The organism is Streptococcus plurextorum DSM 22810 (assembly GCF_000423745.1).
GTDB classification, from domain to species: domain Bacteria; phylum Bacillota; class Bacilli; order Lactobacillales; family Streptococcaceae; genus Streptococcus; species Streptococcus plurextorum.
In genome coordinates, this window is the sequence record NZ_AUIO01000004.1 from 1 (window position 1) to 15,855 (window position 15,855).

Consider the following 15,855-nt stretch of genomic DNA (forward strand, 5'->3'; position numbering starts at 1 on the left):
GCTAGAAGTAATAAGGCTTTTCAATATCGGGAATATTCCCATTCTGAGAAACACATTCAGAATAAGGAAGCCAAGCAAGAGATAGCAGAAAGGGCTGCCCAACTGATAGAAGATGGAGACACGGTATTTTTAGGTCCAGGAACAACAGTGGCCTTTCTGGCTGAGGCCATTAAAAATCCTCGCCTAACAGTTATCACAAACTGTATGCCTGTTTTTACCATCCTATCTCAAAAAAAGACCGAGGAGTTTCAAGTCTTTCTTCTGGGGGGAGAATATCGCCAAGTGACAGAATCTTTTGTAGGAGAAATTACCAATACAAGTTTAGAAAAAATGCGATTCAGCAAGATTTTCTTTTCAGGTAACGGACTTAAGGGAACTGATGTCATGACCTCTACCCTAGCTGAAGCCTATACGCAAAATATTGCCATTAAACATTCTTTAGAAAAATATCTACTGCTAGATGCCTCGAAAATTGGAAAAGATGATTTTACTTCCTTTTGTGATTTGAATGATGTAACTGCTCTAGTGACCGATATGAATGCAAAGGATGAAAATTACCAATTATTAAGTAAGCACATCGAAATTATCACTACAAAATCATAAAGTTATCAAAACCAACAGCGGAATGTTGGTTTTTTGTTTGCATACGAAAAAAACAAACAAAAATAAAACAAAATATGTTGACTTTGTGTTTGTTTGGTTGTATAATTTAAACATAAAAAAGCAAAAACGCTTTTCTAAGTTTTGCAAAACAAAGATTTTCTGCCAAATATGGCTACAACTTTCTATTTTTGTTAGGAGATAGGTTATGACAATCATTATCGGTGCTGATCCAGCGGGCTCAAAACTAAAAGACGTTATTAAAGATTATTTGCTAGAAAAATCATATGACTTTAAAGATGTCAGTGATGGAAGTGATTTTGTTGATACAACTTTGGCAGTAGTTGCAGAAGTTAATCAAGAGGAAGGAAATCTTGGCATTGTGATTGATGCTTATGGTGTTGGTCCATTTATGACCGCAACTAAAGTCAAAGGCATGATCGCTGCAGAAGTTTCAGACGAACGTTCTGCCTATATGACAAGAGGACACAACAATTCGCGTATTATTACAATCGGTAGTGAGATTGTAGGAGAGGGAATTGCTAAAAATATCGTTAAAGGATTTGTTGAAGGTGAGTATGATGGTGGCCGTCACCAAATTCGTGTCGATATGCTAAATAAAATGTGCTAATTGTTGTAAACAAAGGAGAATAAGAGATGAAAATTGCAATCGGTTGTGACCACATTGTAACCTATGAAAAAATCGCTGTGGTAGATTATTTGAAAAATCAAGGATATGAAGTATTGGACTTTGGGACTTATGACAATGTTCGTACTCATTACCCAATCTTTGGTAAAAAAGTTGGTGAAGCTGTTGCAAGCGGACAAGCAGATTTGGGAATTTGTATTTGTGGAACAGGTGTTGGAATCAACAATGCTGTAAACAAGGTACCTGGCGTTCGATCAGCCTTGGTTCGTGATATGACCTCTGCACTCTATGCAAAAGAAGAGTTAAATGCCAACGTCATTGGTTTTGGAGGAAAGATTACAGGTGAGTTGCTCATGTGCGACATCATTGAAGCCTTCATTAAAGCAGAATATAAACCAACTGAAGCAAACAAACGTTTGATTGAAAAGATTGCTGCAGTTGAAACGCTCAATCAAGAGCAGGCTAATCCAGAGTTCTTTACGGAATTTCTTGAAAAGTGGGATCGTGGAGAATACCACGACTAGGAGGCTCACATGATTTTGACAATCACTTTAAATCCGTCGGTTGATATTGCCTATCAATTGGATACCTTTCATTTGGATACGGTCAATCGAGTAGAAAAAGTTCAAAAAACAGCTGGTGGTAAGGGGCTCAATGTTACACGAGTTTTGAAACAAATCGGTGAAGATGTTGTAGCAACAGGCTTTATTGGCGGTGAGATTGGAAGCTATGTCAAGAAACAACTCACTCGAAATGATATTAAAAATTCCTTTGTGGAAATTGGAAATGAAACACGTAATTGCATTGCGGTCCTTCATGATGGCAAACAGACGGAGATTTTAGAACAAGGACCAACTATTCAAGAACATGAAGCCTTGAATTTTATTGAACACCTTGAAATCATTCTGAACAATGTAGATGTTGTTGTTATTTCAGGAAGTTTGCCTAAGGGACTTGCTAGCAATTATTATGTTGAGATTGTAGAACTTTGTAAAAAACGCGGTGTAGCTGTTGTTTTGGATTGTTCTGGTGAAGCGCTGAAAAACGTTTTAGAAAGCCAGCAGAAGCCGACAATTATTAAGCCGAATACAGAAGAGTTATCACAACTGATTGGTAAAGAAGTTACTGATGATATTCAAGAGTTGAAATCAGTTTTGTCCGGTCAACTTTTCCAAGGAATTGATTGGATAGTTGTCTCATTAGGGGCACAGGGGGCTTTTGCCAAGCACAATGACAAGTTCTATCGTGTCAGAATTCCAAAAATCAAAGTCGTCAATCCAGTAGGATCAGGAGATTCAACTGTTGCAGGTATTGCAGCAGGTTTGGTACATGCTTTACCTGAAGCAGAATTATTAAAAAATGCTAATGTTTTAGGCATGTTAAATGCCCAGGAAGAACAGACAGGTTACGTCAATTTAGAAAATGCAGAATCGTTGTATTCTCAAATCGAAGTCGAAGAGGTATAATATGGTAGTAACAGCAGACAAAAGAAAATACATGGAAAAAGTAAGCGATGAAGCAGGTATTATTTCAGCTTTAGCTTTTGACCAACGTGGAGCCCTGAAAAAAATGATGGCAAAACATCAGACAGAAGAACCTACTGTGGAGCAGATGGTAGAACTAAAGAAACTAGTTTCAGAGGAATTAACACAGTTTTCTTCCTCAATTCTGTTAGATCCTGAATTTGGTTTGCCAGCATCACGTGCCCGTGACGAACAGTGCAGTTTGCTTTTGGCTTATGAAAAAACTGGCTATGATACCAGCTCTACTAGTCGCTTACCAGATTGTCTAGTGGAGTGGTCTGTAAAACGACTAAAAGAAGAAGGGGCAGATGCTATCAAGTTCTTACTCTATTATGATGTCGATGGAGACCAATATGTCAACCTTCAAAAACATGCCTATATTGAACGCTTGGGTTCAGAATGTCAGGCTGAAGGTTTACCATTCTTCTTGGAAATTTTGAGCTATGATGAAACGATTGAAGACAATGCCAGTGTGGAATTTGCAAAAGTCAAACCTCGAAAAGTAAATGAAGCCATGAAAGTCTTTTCGGATGAACGCTTTGGAGTGGATGTTCTCAAGGTAGAAGTACCTGTGAATATGAATTTTGTAGAAGGCTTTGGAACAGGGGAAGTCGTTTATACAAAAGAAGAAGCAGCCGAATATTTCCGTCAACAAGAAGCATCAACTGACTTACCTTATATTTATCTAAGTGCAGGTGTTTCTGCAAAACTCTTCCAAGATACTCTAGTGTTTGCACATGAAGCAGGTGCTAAATTTAACGGTGTTCTCTGTGGTCGTGCAACATGGGCAGGTGTTGTGCCAGTTTACATCGAACAAGGTGAAGAAGCAGCACGTGAATGGTTACGAACTGTTGGTCGTGAAAATATTGAAGGACTGGATGCGATTTTGTCTCAAACTGCTACTTCTTGGCTAGAAAAATAATATAAAAAATAACCATTTTCTTAAAAGAAAGGGTTTACATTTTTTGAGAATATGCTATAATAATCTCATCAGTAAGAATAGAGTGGATTGTAACTAATTCGATTAGGCAAGACTACAAATGGATTTGAGAGTAGGATATTCTCGGTTTGTTTGTAGTCTTTTTTTGCTTAAAAATATAGGAGGAATATATGTTTAGGATTATACAGTCACTAAATAATAACGCTGCTCTGGTAAAAAATGAACATGGGGAACAGGCAGTCGTGATGGGCTTAGGTATAACCTTTCAAAAGAAAAAGGGAGATTTAATTGTTAAGGATAAGATAGAAAATATTTTTTCACTGAAAAATGATGAAGCCAAAGAAAATTTTCTAACCTTATTAAAAGATATTCCCTTAGATTTTATTTCGGCAACCTACACGGTTATTAATCATCTGGTAGAAACTTATCATTACCCTGTACAAGAATATCTATATGTGACACTGACAGATCATATCTATTGTGCATATCAGGCGGTTTTAAAGAATACTTATCAAGAAAGTAAGTTACCCAATATTTCAGCCGAATATCCATTAGAATATAAAATGGCGCGTGAAGCCTTAGCTATGTTTCGTGAAAAGTTGCTAAAAGATTTTCCGAATGATGAGATTGGTAGGATTGCACTTCACTTAATCAATGCAAAAGGTGAAACAATTCATCCCACTAGTGAAGAACATGACATCAGTAAGAAAATTATTGCTGAGGTTGAACAAATTTTGATAGAGAATGGGATTAAACGCACAAAAGAAAATAGCAATTTTTATGATCGCTTTATGATTCATTTGTCCTATTTTCTGAATTACTTAGATAGATCCCATCAGTCAAATGAATCGATTGCTAGTTTGGAACAGTACATCAAGCTCCAGAATCCAAGAGCCCATCAGGTTGGAAGTCAGATTTTTGAGATGATTACATCATTGGTTGATGAGCCAGTAAATGATAGTGAAAGGTTCTATATTGTACTACATATTCAACGGTTATTGTAAATCAATTCAATTTTAAAAGGAGGTTCATATTATGAACAGAGAAGAAATTACGTTATTAGGTTTTGAGATTGTTGCATTTGCTGGTGATGCACGTTCTCGGTTGATGGAGGCACTGGCTGCTGCTCAAAAAGGTGATTACGCAAAAGCAGAAGAACTAGTTGAAGCTGCCAATGCTTGTATTGTTGAAGCCCACCATGCTCAGACAAGTTTGTTGCAGAAAGAAGCGGCTGGTGAGGATTTAGCCTTTAGTGTGACGCTCATGCATGGTCAAGACCATCTCATGACGACATTGTTATTGAAAGATATGATGAGTCATATGATTGAACTTTACAAACGAGGTGATAAGTAATGAATAAATTGATTGAATTTATTGAGAAAGGGAAGCCTTTCTTTGAAAAGATTTCGAGAAACCCTTATTTAAGGGCTATCCGTGATGGTTTTATCGCAGCTATGCCAGTTATCTTATTCTCAAGTATCTTCCTATTGGTAGCTTTCGTGCCTAATATTTTTGGATTTACTTGGTCTGATGAAGCAGTTGCGGCTATCATGAAACCTTACGGTTACACAATGGGGATTGTAGCTGTCCTAGTTGCAGGAACGACCGCAAAATCTTTGACAGATGCTTTTAACCGTCAATTGCCAAAAACCAATCAGATTAACTTCATTTCAACCATGATTGCCTCAATTTCAGGTTTCTTATTACTAGCCTCTGATGGTATTGAAGGTGGATTTGCCAATGGTTACATGGGAACTAAGGGACTTTTGACAGCCTTTCTAGCTGCCTTCATTACGGTGAATATCTATAAGACCTGTGTGAAAAACAATGTCACCATTCGTATGCCAGACGAAGTTCCACCGAACGTATCACAGGCGTTTAAAGATGTGATTCCATATGCATTGTCTATCTTTGTCTTGTATGGAATTGATCTTGTGACACGTCAATTCCTTGGAACAAACGTTGCTGAGGCGATTCTGAAATTATTTGAGCCTCTATTTACAGCCGCAGATGGTTATGTTGGTATTACAATTATCTTTGGTGCCTATGCTTTGTTCTGGTTTGTAGGGATTCATGGTCCATCTATTGTGGAACCAGCAATTGCAGCCATTACTTATGCCAATATTGAAACCAACTTCCAGCTTCTACAAGTGGGTCAACATGCGGATAAAATCCTGACTTCAGGTACTCAAATGTTTATCGTGACAATGGGTGGTACAGGTGCTACCTTGGTTGTGCCATTCATGTTTATGTGGTTGACTAAGTCTAAACGAAATAAAGCAATTGGACGTGCTTCAGTTGTTCCAACTTTCTTTGGTGTAAACGAACCGATCTTGTTCGGTGCACCACTTGTACTCAACCCAGTATTCTTTGTTCCATTCATCTTAGCTCCAATTGCTAACGTATGGATTTTCAAATTCTTTGTTGATACGCTAAAAATGAACAGTTTCAGCGTTAACTTGCCATGGACAACTCCAGGACCATTGGGGATTGTAATGGGGACAAACTTTGCTCCACTTGCCTTTGCACTAGCTATCTTGTTGGTATTTGTCGATGTACTTATCTATTATCCATTCTTGAAAGTTTACGATGAGCAAATTCTCGCTGAAGAACAATCAGGGAAAGTTGAAAGTAGCTTGAAAGAGAAAGTGGCGGCTAACTTTAATACTGCCAAAGCGGATGCTATTCTTGAAAAAGTTGCAGTCGATACCGAAATTTCTGAACAAACCAACGTGCTGGTACTTTGTGCAGGGGGTGGTACAAGCGGATTGCTTGCCAACGCTCTAACTAAAGCTGCAAAAGAATATGGTGTTCCAGTTACAGCTACAGCAGGAAGTTATGGGGCGCACCGTGAGATTTTGCCAGAGTATCAATTAGTCATCCTTGCACCTCAAGTAGCATCAAACTACGATGATATGAAACAAGAAACCGATGCATTGGGTATTAAACTTGCCAAAACTGAAGGGGCTCAATACATTAAACTCACTCGTGATGGTCAAGGTGCTCTTGACTTTGTCAAACAACAGTTTTAATCAAAGGGGGTGGGAGTGAAATCTCCAACTCCTACCCCTATATTTATTTTTGATAGAAGAAGGTAGGCATATGGTTAAAACATTACCGAAAGATTTTGTATTTGGTGGAGCAACTGCTGCATATCAAGCCGAGGGTGCTACACAGACGGATGGAAAAGGTCGTGTTGCATGGGATAAGTATCTAGAAGATAATTACTGGTACACTGCGGAACCAGCTTCTGATTTTTATAATCGTTATCCAGTTGATTTAGAACTAAGTGAACAATTTGGGGTAAACGGCATTCGTATTTCAATTGCATGGTCTCGTATTTTCCCAACAGGCTTTGGAGAAGTGAATCCAAAGGGAGTAGAGTACTACCATAAATTATTTGCGGAATGCCATAAACGTCACGTAGAACCATTTGTAACGCTTCACCATTTTGATACACCAGAAACGCTACATTCTAATGGTGACTTTCTAAATCGAGATAACATTGAACACTTTGTCAATTACGCAGCGTTTTGTTTCAAAGAATTCCCTGAAGTTAATTACTGGACAACCTTTAATGAAATCGGCCCAATTGGTGACGGTCAGTATCTTGTTGGGAAGTTCCCACCAGGTATTCAGTATGATTTAGCTAAAGTATTCCAATCTCATCACAATATGATGGTTTCACATGCCAAGGCAGTTAAGCTCTACAAGGATGCTGGTTATAGTGGAGAAATTGGTGTTGTACATGCATTGCCAACGAAATATCCTTATGATCCAACCAATCCAGACGATGTCCGTGCAGCGGAACTTGAAGATATTATTCACAATAAATTTATCCTAGATGCAACATACTTGGGTTACTATTCTGAAAAAACACTTGAAGGTGTTCGCCATATTCTGAAAGTAAATGGTGGGGAATTAGACCTTCGTGATGAAGACTTCGCTGCCTTAGATGCTGCAAAAGATTTGAACGACTTCTTGGGCATCAATTACTATATGAGTGATTGGATGAAAGCTCATGATGGAGAAACTGAAATTATCCATAATGGCAAAGGTGAAAAGGGAAGTTCTAAGTATCAAATCAAAGGAGTTGGTCGTAGAGAGTCTCCAGTTGATATTCCAAAAACGGACTGGGATTGGATTATCTATCCGCAAGGTCTTTATGACCAAATTATGCGTGTGAAAAATGACTATCCAAACTATAAGAAAATCTACATCACTGAAAATGGTCTAGGTTATAAAGATGAATTTGTAGATGGTACAGTCTATGACGATGGTCGAATTGATTATGTGAAAAAGCATTTAGAAGTGATTTCAGATGCTATCTCAGATGGTGCCAATGTTAAAGGGTATTTCATCTGGTCCTTGATGGATGTATTTTCTTGGTCAAATGGATACGAGAAACGATATGGATTGTTCTATGTTGACTTTGAGACCCAAGAACGCTATCCAAAGAAAAGTGCTTATTGGTATAAAAAAGTAGCAGAAACACAGGTTATTGAATAAAAATAATACAAGGATGCCTAGCTCAAGTTAGCATCCTTGTTTTCATATAAGGGAGGCAACTTTTATGCTCGAATTAAAAAATGAGAACTTAACAGTACAATTTTCTGAATTAGGTGGGCAAATTATTTCTATTAAAGACAAGGATGGTATCGAATATCTTTGGCAAGGCGATCCGACCTATTGGAGCGGTCAAGCACCAGTTTTATTTCCGATTTGTGGAAGTTTACGAAATGATTGGGCTATCTATGAACCTGCAGAAAGGCCGACATTTACAGGCACAATTCCAAGGCATGGACTTGTGAGAAAAATGATGTTCAAAAATGTAAATAGTACTGAAAACTCTTTGGAATTTTCCATTTCATCAAATGAGGAAACTGTCAAAAATTACCCTTTTGAATTTGAACTGTCCATTAACTACTCACTACTTGGCAATACAATTCGAACTGAATATCGGGTGAAAAACCTTGAGGGACATAGAAAGCTACCTTACTTTATTGGGGGTCACCCAGGTTTTAATTGTCCCTTGTTGGACGGTGAGAGTTATGAAGACTATTATTTAGAATTTGAAAAAGTAGAATCTTGTACAGTACCTAGAAGTTTTCCAGAAACTGGCTTACTTGATCTGCGAGACCGCCGGCCATTCTTGGAAAATCAAAAGACCTTGGACTTGTCCTATAAACTGTTTGAGCACGATGCCATAACATTGGATCAATTAGTATCACGAAAGGTAACTTTGAAATCCAAAAACCATCAGAAAAAACTTTCGATTGCATTTGATGATTTTCCATATTTAGTGATTTGGTCAACTACAAATCAGAGTCCCTTTATCGCTTTAGAGCCATGGAGCGGACTCTCTACATCACTGGAAGAATCTGACATATTCAATGCCAAACGAAATATTAGTTACGTTGCTCCAAAAGAAGTTGATACAAAACATTTTGATATTATTATTGAGTAAATACCATAGTTAAGTAATTTAAATATTCTACGGAAAACACTCAAAAACCCCACTGGCTGAATAAGTCAGTGGGGTTTATTGCTTAATTTAATATTATGAAAAATTAAATTAAGTGTTGAAGGGGTTCAGCTGTATTTTGAGAAATCTTTATCAATGAATTAATTACAAGATGATAAAGCGATACAAAAATCGTAGTAGATGTATTCCTATGGGGTATGATATACTTAGTGAGAGAGGACATTACATATGCTTGTAATCTCGAAAATATTTTTGAGCAGAATGAATTATCAATTTGAGTAAAAGTAAGAAGATTTATTAAATAGGTGTTAGCTTATGAATGATTGTGATTTCAAAGATTTTGTAGGAAAGAATTTCGCTGATGAATTACCAGATGATGACTCTAAAATAATGATTCATTTTCATACTATGATACTTGAACTTGGATCAATAATTGCTGCACTTGAAATAGTAAAAATTGTAAACGATGAGTGGCATGATAGAGTAGTGCAATCATCTATTAGATATGATATAGTACGAAATGTAACATATGAATCTTTATTTTATAGAGTTGTCTTCGGTATAACTAAAATTTTTGATATCAGAGAAAAAAATGGTATTTTTAAGATTCTATCTAAGTTGAGACATAGTACCAAAGATAGATCTCTTTTATCAATTTTGAGTACCATTCAAGAGGGTATTGATAAAGAACAAAAAATATTGATGAAATCAAATTGCTTCGCGACAAACTCTTGGCTCACTTAGATAAAGAGATGGTCTTTTCAACAGAAAGATTAGGCATTGGTATTCTATACTATTATTTTGAGGCGATAGAAATTAAGTCCATATATACGGCTTGTATCGAGTTATATAATGCTTTATATGGAGATAATCAGCAACAAGTCGAACTTCCTAAAAGAGAAATAATTTTGAAAAGATTTTTTCTTGAAGAATAACTCGTATTGATTAGTTTTTTTGTCTTCTTATATCGATAAATTTATAAAATACTTGACCTATCATTTTGAATTTGATTAATAAATTATCCATCTATAAGATAAAGTAGGTCAAATTAGTTTGACCTACTGATGACTAGTCTATTTTATGGTATTAATTGGTGTCGATTTTATCCAAATCAGAGGATTTTAGTCCATTTTCATGGAAGTTTCATTTTCGTAAATGTTGATATAACGGGATTTGTAAGGGGTGAGAATTCTTCGTTTTCAATAGCGAAATTCTCAAAACGTTAAGAACCAGCTACATTACAGCATTTACAACACTTCATGGTTCACACCATGGAGTGTTTTTTGATGATTTTTTAGCAAAATTCACACCAAATTCACACCATTACTTTTTAAGATTACGGTAGGCGATTTCTCTAACTGCCATTGGAACAACATTTGAAGTGTTGACATAGGTCTTGGTTGTGAGGGTGTCGCTATGCGTGAGAGCCTCTGAAATGGCTTCTAGCGATGTTCCTGCTTGCTTATCAAGAGCAACACCGAAAAGGAGGACGTCCACGCCGTCTAAGTCTGGAAGAGCGGCTCATCATGACCTTGCGCTACTTACGCTATTATCCCACTCAATGCTTGTTGGCATTTGATTTTGATGTAGGCATGGCAACTGTCAATGAGACCATTACATGGGTAGAGGACACCCTTCGTTCTTCAGGTCTCTTTGATTTAGACCACTTGGAAGCACCTAGCGCTACTGTTGCCATTGATGTCACTGAAAGTCCTATTCAACGCCCTAAAAACCAAAGCAAGTATTATTCTGGTAAAAAGAAAAGACATACCATAAAAACTCAAATCATGCTTGATTTGACTAGCCATCATGCTTGTCAATTGGCTTTTTCAGATGGCCATACGCATGATTTTACCCTTTTTAAAGAGAGTATTGGCTATAGTTTGCCCCAAAGTACCCTTGTTTTCGTAGATTTAGGGTATTTAGGCATCTTGAAATTTCACGAAAATACCTTTATTCCTGCTAAGCGTTCTAAACATCCTCCCTTAACCCAAGAGGATAGACGGTTGAATCAAGAGATAGCTAAAATCCGTATTGAAGTTGAACACTTTAATGCCAAATTTAAAACCTTTCAAATCATGGTACAGCCTTATCGTAGAAAACGGTTTGAATTAAGAGCTGAGTTGATTTGTGGTATCATCAACCATGAGATGATGTAGTTACCGAACAAGTCTAATAACTGTTCAGCATAAGTCATTTTTTCTCGGAAGATGCAAGTTTGTATACTGGTGTTAAGTTCTTTTTGGAATAATTGTGTTAAATAAGAAGAACAGGGGATAGCTTGAGCGACTTCTTCTAATGTGATAGGCTGGTGTAGATTTTCTGTAATATAAGTTTGTGCTTTATTGACAAAAGGATGGATGAAAGCTGGTTCGGATGTATTTGATGGGCTTGTTTTCCTCTTTTTTCGCTATGACCATTTGGTTTTCGTTTTCATTTCCAATGGAGGACTTCCTTCTTGAAAATACCACGGTCAGCCAGTCGATAGAGAGTTCTCATAGAACAATAAATCCTATCTGGATAAGTTCCTTTAATGACATCAAGGCTCCAGCTTTGATCTAAATGAGTTTGAATAAAGTCTTTTCTGCTTGCGACAGACTTATTTTCCTTCGACCGTAGCGTTTCTTATTGGCTTTGTAGTGTTCATAATAGTCCGTCTTTGTAGTAAGCCTCTATCATTGCGAGTTCATTTGTGGTTCATGGGTATAGGTCATTTATGTTAGTTCCTTTCAGACAAATGTGGTAATTTATCTGAGCCTAACATAGATGACTTTTTCTGTCTAGTTTAGTGTAACCTATTCAATCTGCTGTGATGGATGCAATAGGATACAGACTGGTGAGATGCCTTACTGCATTATTAATGGTGTGGGACTGTTTGTCTTCTAGCTTAATGCCAGTGCATAGCGTGTCTGGCGTTCTACCAAGGTCAAAACAACTGCTTCAGCTTTGGTTTTCTTGCCAAGAACTAAATCAATCTCCCAATACCCAAATTCAGAACGGTCATTGATACACTCTGGACGTTCTTCGATAGACTTACCTAAAGTCTTCCGATTCGTCTTCGTGACTTTCTTAGAACGTTTTCTGATACTAACCATCTGAGGCAGATCGATTGGTTTAATAGCTAACAGCCCTTCTTTGATATAACGATAAATCGTTACGGATTTTAGCTTTCAAGGCATCTCCTAATTGTTTAATGAACCTAGCGGAGCAATCATTCAACTTGAGATAAGAACACTTTTGGCGATTGGTTTCATAGACACCTTGTCCACCATCAGCGAAATAGGCGTTGAAATAAGTTCGTTTCCCATTCTTATCCTGTACCTGATCTACTGAACCACGTTTGATTTCTCGACAGATTGTGGACCGGTGACGACCCAGAAGCCGAGCGATTTCAATTGGTTTCTTTCCCGTTTTAAGATAAGCAACAATTTCACCACGTTCTGTGGCTGAGAGATGAGAATAGGACGATTTTCTGGTAGAATGAGTGTTGGACATGTTCATCTGCTTTCTATACTGAGTTGGGGAATTCTAGTATATCAGACGAACATGTCTTTTTTTGTTGCACTTCACTTTACAACGCGGGGAACAAATAAAATGGCAAAAAATATTACAGATGCAACGTTTGAGTCAGAAACAAGTGAAGGTCTTGTTTTGGTGGACTTTTGGGCAACATGGTGTGGTGGTGTGGTCCATGTTTGATGCAAGCACCAATCTTGGAGCAATTATCAAATGAATTGAGTGAAGATGAGCTAAAAATCGTAAAAATTGATGTGGATGAAAATCCAGCAACAGCTCAAAAATTCGGCATCATGTCAATCCCAACCCTCCTCTTTAAAAAAGATGGACAAGTGGTCAAACAAGTGGCAGGTGTTCACAATAAACAACAACTTCTTGCTATCGTGGCAGAATTGAGCGCTTAATGTTTATAAGAAAAACCTTAGAAACTGTGAATTCTAAGGTTTTTTTGCTTAATCTAAATTGACTAATCTAGCATTTTCGATTCCCAAGAAGGTTAAAATGACCTTGGCAGCACCACCGTAGAGTGTAGCCATTTCACCTAATTCACTGTTTTCGATGCTAAGGTGCTGAGCAAAAGCACTCGGAACTTCAGCCTTTAGGACAGCAATCAGTTCAGGATTTTTTTGGAAGATGGAACTGTTGATAATGATTAAATCAGGGTCGTAAAGCATTGCTAAATCATTGACACCAATAGATAGTTCCCAGATTTTTTTGTGAACGATATTTCTTACGATAGAATTGTCATGTTTGAGTTCATGAGTGATTAAGTCAGAATCAACGTTTTGAATATCTGTTTCTGCTGAAAAAAGTTCATAAATAGCTTTATTAGAGGCGTATTTTTCTAAGCATCCGCGATTGCCACATGGGCAACGATGCCCGTTAGGATAAAGAATGGAGTGACCGATTTCACCAGCTTGACCATGAGATCCTGTCTGGAGTTCTCCTTTTTGGATAATACCTGCACCAATACCTGAGTGGATACTGATACTAACCATATTTTCTCGACTATTTTTTGAAAAGGTGTATTCACCCAGAGCCGCTAAGTTGGCTTCATTTTCTAAATAAATAGGATATGATATAAACTTCTCGAGTTCTTCCTTTAAATTAATCTTATCCAAATCATAGGATGGTGTGAATTGAATTGCATTCTCAAGAACGATTCCATGGATACCTAGGCAAAGGCCAATAATACCATGTGTAGTCTTTGGCAGGGATAGTGTTGTCAGTTTGTTGATGACATTTAATGTAGCAGAGATGACGTTTTCTGTGCTTATAGGCGCCTTTTCTTTGACCTGATGTATAGAATGCCCATTGAGATAGGAGAGCATGCCATGGACATAATTACTTCCAATGTCTACAGATAGGGCTAGTCCAGCTTCGGGGTTGAATGAAAGATTGATTGGTTTACGTCCGCCACTTGTTCCAGCATCTCCAATACTACTTTCAAAAATAAGCTGTCGCTCGATAAGTGCTGATGTAATAGAAGACACGGTGGCTTTATTTAAGCCAGAGTGGTTAGCAATATTGGCACGCGAAAGTGGTTGATGGTTGATAATGGTTTTTAAAACGAGAGCTTCATTTTGCTCTCGAATGAGGTATTTATCTGCGATCATAAGCAAAGATCTCCTTAATGTTACTATTAGTTTATACCAAAGCTAAAAAAAAAACAAGATTTTTCAATGAAAGCGCTTGACAAAAATAACATGAGGCGTTATACTGCTATTGTAAGTTAGTTCATCGAACAAACAAACTAAATTTAAATAATTTTAATAAAAAGGAGAAACTTTATGACTTATTTTCCAAATGTAGGAAAAGTTCAATTTGAAGGACCTAAAACTACAAATCCCTACGCTTTTCGTCACTACAATCCAGAAGAAGTAGTGGAAGGGAAAACCATGCGTGAGCATTTGCGCTTTGCCCTTGCTTATTGGCATACAATGACTCAAGACGGATCTGATCCATTCGGCTATCCAGTGAACCAGCGTACATGGTTTGGTGCTACTCCAATGGAAACTGCTCATAATCGTGTTGATGCTTTCTTTGAAATACTTGAAAAATTAGATGTTGATTATTTCTGTTTCCATGATATTGACATCGCACCAGCTGGTGACTCTTTGGAAGAATTCTTTGCTAACCTTGATGAAATCACTGATCACATCAAAGTAAAAATGGAGGAAACAGGCAAAAAATTGCTTTGGAACACTGCAAACATGTTCTCACACCCTCGTTTCAATAACGGTGCTGCTTCTTCAAATAACGCAGAAGTCTTTGCTTACGCAGCTGCTCAAGTTAAAAAAGGTCTTGACCTTTCTAAAAAACTTGGTGGCGAAAACTATGTCTTCTGGGGTGGACGGGAAGGTTATGAAACTCTTCTTAACACAGATATGAAATTTGAACAAGACAATATTGCTCGTCTTTTCAAAATGGCAGTTGCCTATGGTGAGAAAATTGGTCACAAACCACAATTCCTGATTGAGCCAAAACCAAAAGAACCATCAAAACATCAATACGACTTTGATGCTGCAACAACTATGGCTTTCATTCAAAAACATGGTCTTGAAGGTGACTTCAAACTTAACTTAGAAGCAAACCACGCAACACTTGCAGGTCATACATTTGAACATGAGCTTAACGTAGCGCGTGATTATGATGCACTTGGTTCAATTGATGCTAACCAAGGTGATGTTCTTCTTGGATGGGATACAGATGAATTCCCAACAAATATCTATGATACAACATTTGCAATGCTTCAAATCCTTGATAATGGTGGTCTAGCACCTGGTGGTATCAATTTTGATGCTAAGGTTCGTCGTTCTTCGCATGAAATGGATGACCTTCTCTTTGCCCACATTGCAGGTATGGATACTTTTGCACGTGGTTTGAAAGCAGCAGCTAAACTTCGTGAAGATCGTTTCTTTGAAGACCTTAAAGAAAAACGCTACGCTTCTTATAAAGAAGGTGTTGGTGCTCGTATTCTTGCTGATCAAGAAGATCTTGAAAGCTTAACTGCATACGCTCTTGAACATGACAATCCTGTTCTTGAATCTAGCCACATTGAATTAGTGAAATCTCAATTGAACGATTATCTTGTTTAATCTTAATTATTAATGCTGAAGGAGCATGTCGTTGTAAGGTCAGC

12 protein-coding genes and 6 pseudogenes are annotated in these 15,855 nt (G+C 37.5%); 14 read left to right on the forward strand and 4 right to left on the reverse strand.

Annotation, left to right across the window (positions count from 1 at the left end; translation table 11 throughout):
* The 11 genes and pseudogenes from G575_RS0104080 to G575_RS11110 all read left to right on the forward strand — a co-directional run.
* A partial coding sequence (locus tag G575_RS0104080) for a DeoR/GlpR family DNA-binding transcription regulator (protein ID WP_027971584.1) occupies window positions 1-603 on the forward strand: 603 nt, incomplete at its 5' end.
* A gap of 205 nt (window positions 604-808) precedes the next feature.
* Window positions 809-1,231, forward strand: a complete 423-nt coding sequence (gene lacA / locus G575_RS0104085) for a galactose-6-phosphate isomerase subunit LacA (RefSeq protein ID WP_002941127.1) — start codon at window positions 809-811, stop codon at window positions 1,229-1,231.
* A 26-nt stretch (window positions 1,232-1,257) separates the two neighbouring features.
* The gene (gene lacB / locus G575_RS0104090; protein ID WP_002941130.1) at window positions 1,258-1,773 is read left to right on the forward strand and encodes a galactose-6-phosphate isomerase subunit LacB; all 516 of its coding nucleotides are present in this window, start codon (window positions 1,258-1,260) and stop codon (window positions 1,771-1,773) included.
* Window positions 1,774-1,782: 9 nt separating this feature from the next.
* Window positions 1,783-2,715, forward strand: coding sequence for a tagatose-6-phosphate kinase (locus tag G575_RS0104095; RefSeq protein WP_027971585.1), 933 nt, complete (start codon window positions 1,783-1,785; stop codon window positions 2,713-2,715).
* A 1-nt stretch (window position 2,716) separates the two neighbouring features.
* Window positions 2,717-3,694, forward strand: a complete 978-nt coding sequence (gene lacD / locus G575_RS0104100) for a tagatose-bisphosphate aldolase (RefSeq protein ID WP_027971586.1) — start codon at window positions 2,717-2,719, stop codon at window positions 3,692-3,694.
* A 188-nt stretch (window positions 3,695-3,882) separates the two neighbouring features.
* Entirely contained in the window at window positions 3,883-4,716 is an 834-nt protein-coding gene (locus G575_RS0104105; RefSeq protein ID WP_027971587.1) for a PRD domain-containing protein, read from the forward strand.
* A 31-nt stretch (window positions 4,717-4,747) separates the two neighbouring features.
* Window positions 4,748-5,065, forward strand: coding sequence for a PTS lactose/cellobiose transporter subunit IIA (locus tag G575_RS0104110; RefSeq protein WP_003048451.1), 318 nt, complete (start codon window positions 4,748-4,750; stop codon window positions 5,063-5,065).
* The gene (locus G575_RS0104115) at window positions 5,065-6,744 is read left to right on the forward strand and encodes a lactose-specific PTS transporter subunit EIIC (RefSeq protein ID WP_027971588.1); all 1,680 of its coding nucleotides are present in this window, start codon (window positions 5,065-5,067) and stop codon (window positions 6,742-6,744) included. Before G575_RS0104110 ends, G575_RS0104115 begins: the two co-directional genes overlap by 1 nt.
* 70 nt (window positions 6,745-6,814) lie before the next feature.
* Complete coding sequence (gene lacG / locus G575_RS0104120) at window positions 6,815-8,221, forward strand: 6-phospho-beta-galactosidase (RefSeq protein ID WP_027971589.1); 1,407 nt, start codon at window positions 6,815-6,817, stop codon at window positions 8,219-8,221.
* 64 nt (window positions 8,222-8,285) lie between these two features.
* The gene (locus G575_RS0104125; protein ID WP_027971590.1) at window positions 8,286-9,179 is read left to right on the forward strand and encodes an aldose 1-epimerase family protein; all 894 of its coding nucleotides are present in this window, start codon (window positions 8,286-8,288) and stop codon (window positions 9,177-9,179) included.
* A gap of 333 nt (window positions 9,180-9,512) precedes the next feature.
* Window positions 9,513-10,132, forward strand: a pseudogene (locus tag G575_RS11110) (AbiU2 domain-containing protein).
* 388 nt (window positions 10,133-10,520) lie between these two features.
* Here G575_RS11110 and G575_RS12145 read toward each other — a convergent pair.
* Window positions 10,521-10,676 (reverse strand): annotated as a pseudogene (locus G575_RS12145) (site-specific integrase); the annotation flags it as partial.
* On the opposite strand from G575_RS12145, the pseudogene G575_RS11885 reads away from it, so the two are divergent.
* Window positions 10,655-11,356: pseudogene (locus G575_RS11885) on the forward strand (IS5 family transposase); the annotation flags it as partial. The pseudogenes G575_RS12145 and G575_RS11885 sit on opposite strands and share 22 nt — an antisense overlap.
* A 277-nt stretch (window positions 11,357-11,633) precedes the next feature.
* Here G575_RS11885 and G575_RS12645 read toward each other — a convergent pair.
* Together G575_RS12645 and G575_RS11120 are read right to left on the reverse strand one after the other, a co-directional pair.
* A pseudogene (locus tag G575_RS12645) lies at window positions 11,634-11,911 on the reverse strand (IS30 family transposase); the annotation flags it as partial.
* Between the two features lie 88 nt (window positions 11,912-11,999).
* Window positions 12,000-12,692, reverse strand: a pseudogene (locus tag G575_RS11120) (IS30 family transposase); the annotation flags it as partial.
* A 99-nt stretch (window positions 12,693-12,791) separates the two neighbouring features.
* Between G575_RS11120 and trxA the strand changes: the two are divergent.
* A pseudogene (gene trxA / locus G575_RS11125) lies at window positions 12,792-13,117 on the forward strand (thioredoxin).
* A gap of 48 nt (window positions 13,118-13,165) precedes the next feature.
* Here trxA and G575_RS0104165 read toward each other — a convergent pair.
* On the reverse strand, window positions 13,166-14,329 hold the full coding sequence (locus G575_RS0104165; RefSeq protein WP_027971594.1) for an ROK family protein: 1,164 nt from the start codon (window positions 14,327-14,329) through the stop codon (window positions 13,166-13,168).
* Window positions 14,330-14,503: 174 nt separating this feature from the next.
* Between G575_RS0104165 and xylA the strand changes: the two genes are divergently transcribed.
* Window positions 14,504-15,811: a xylose isomerase gene (gene xylA, locus G575_RS0104170; protein ID WP_027971595.1), complete on the forward strand. Its 1,308-nt coding sequence runs from the start codon at window positions 14,504-14,506 to the stop codon at window positions 15,809-15,811.
* Window positions 15,812-15,855: the final 44 nt, after the last annotated feature.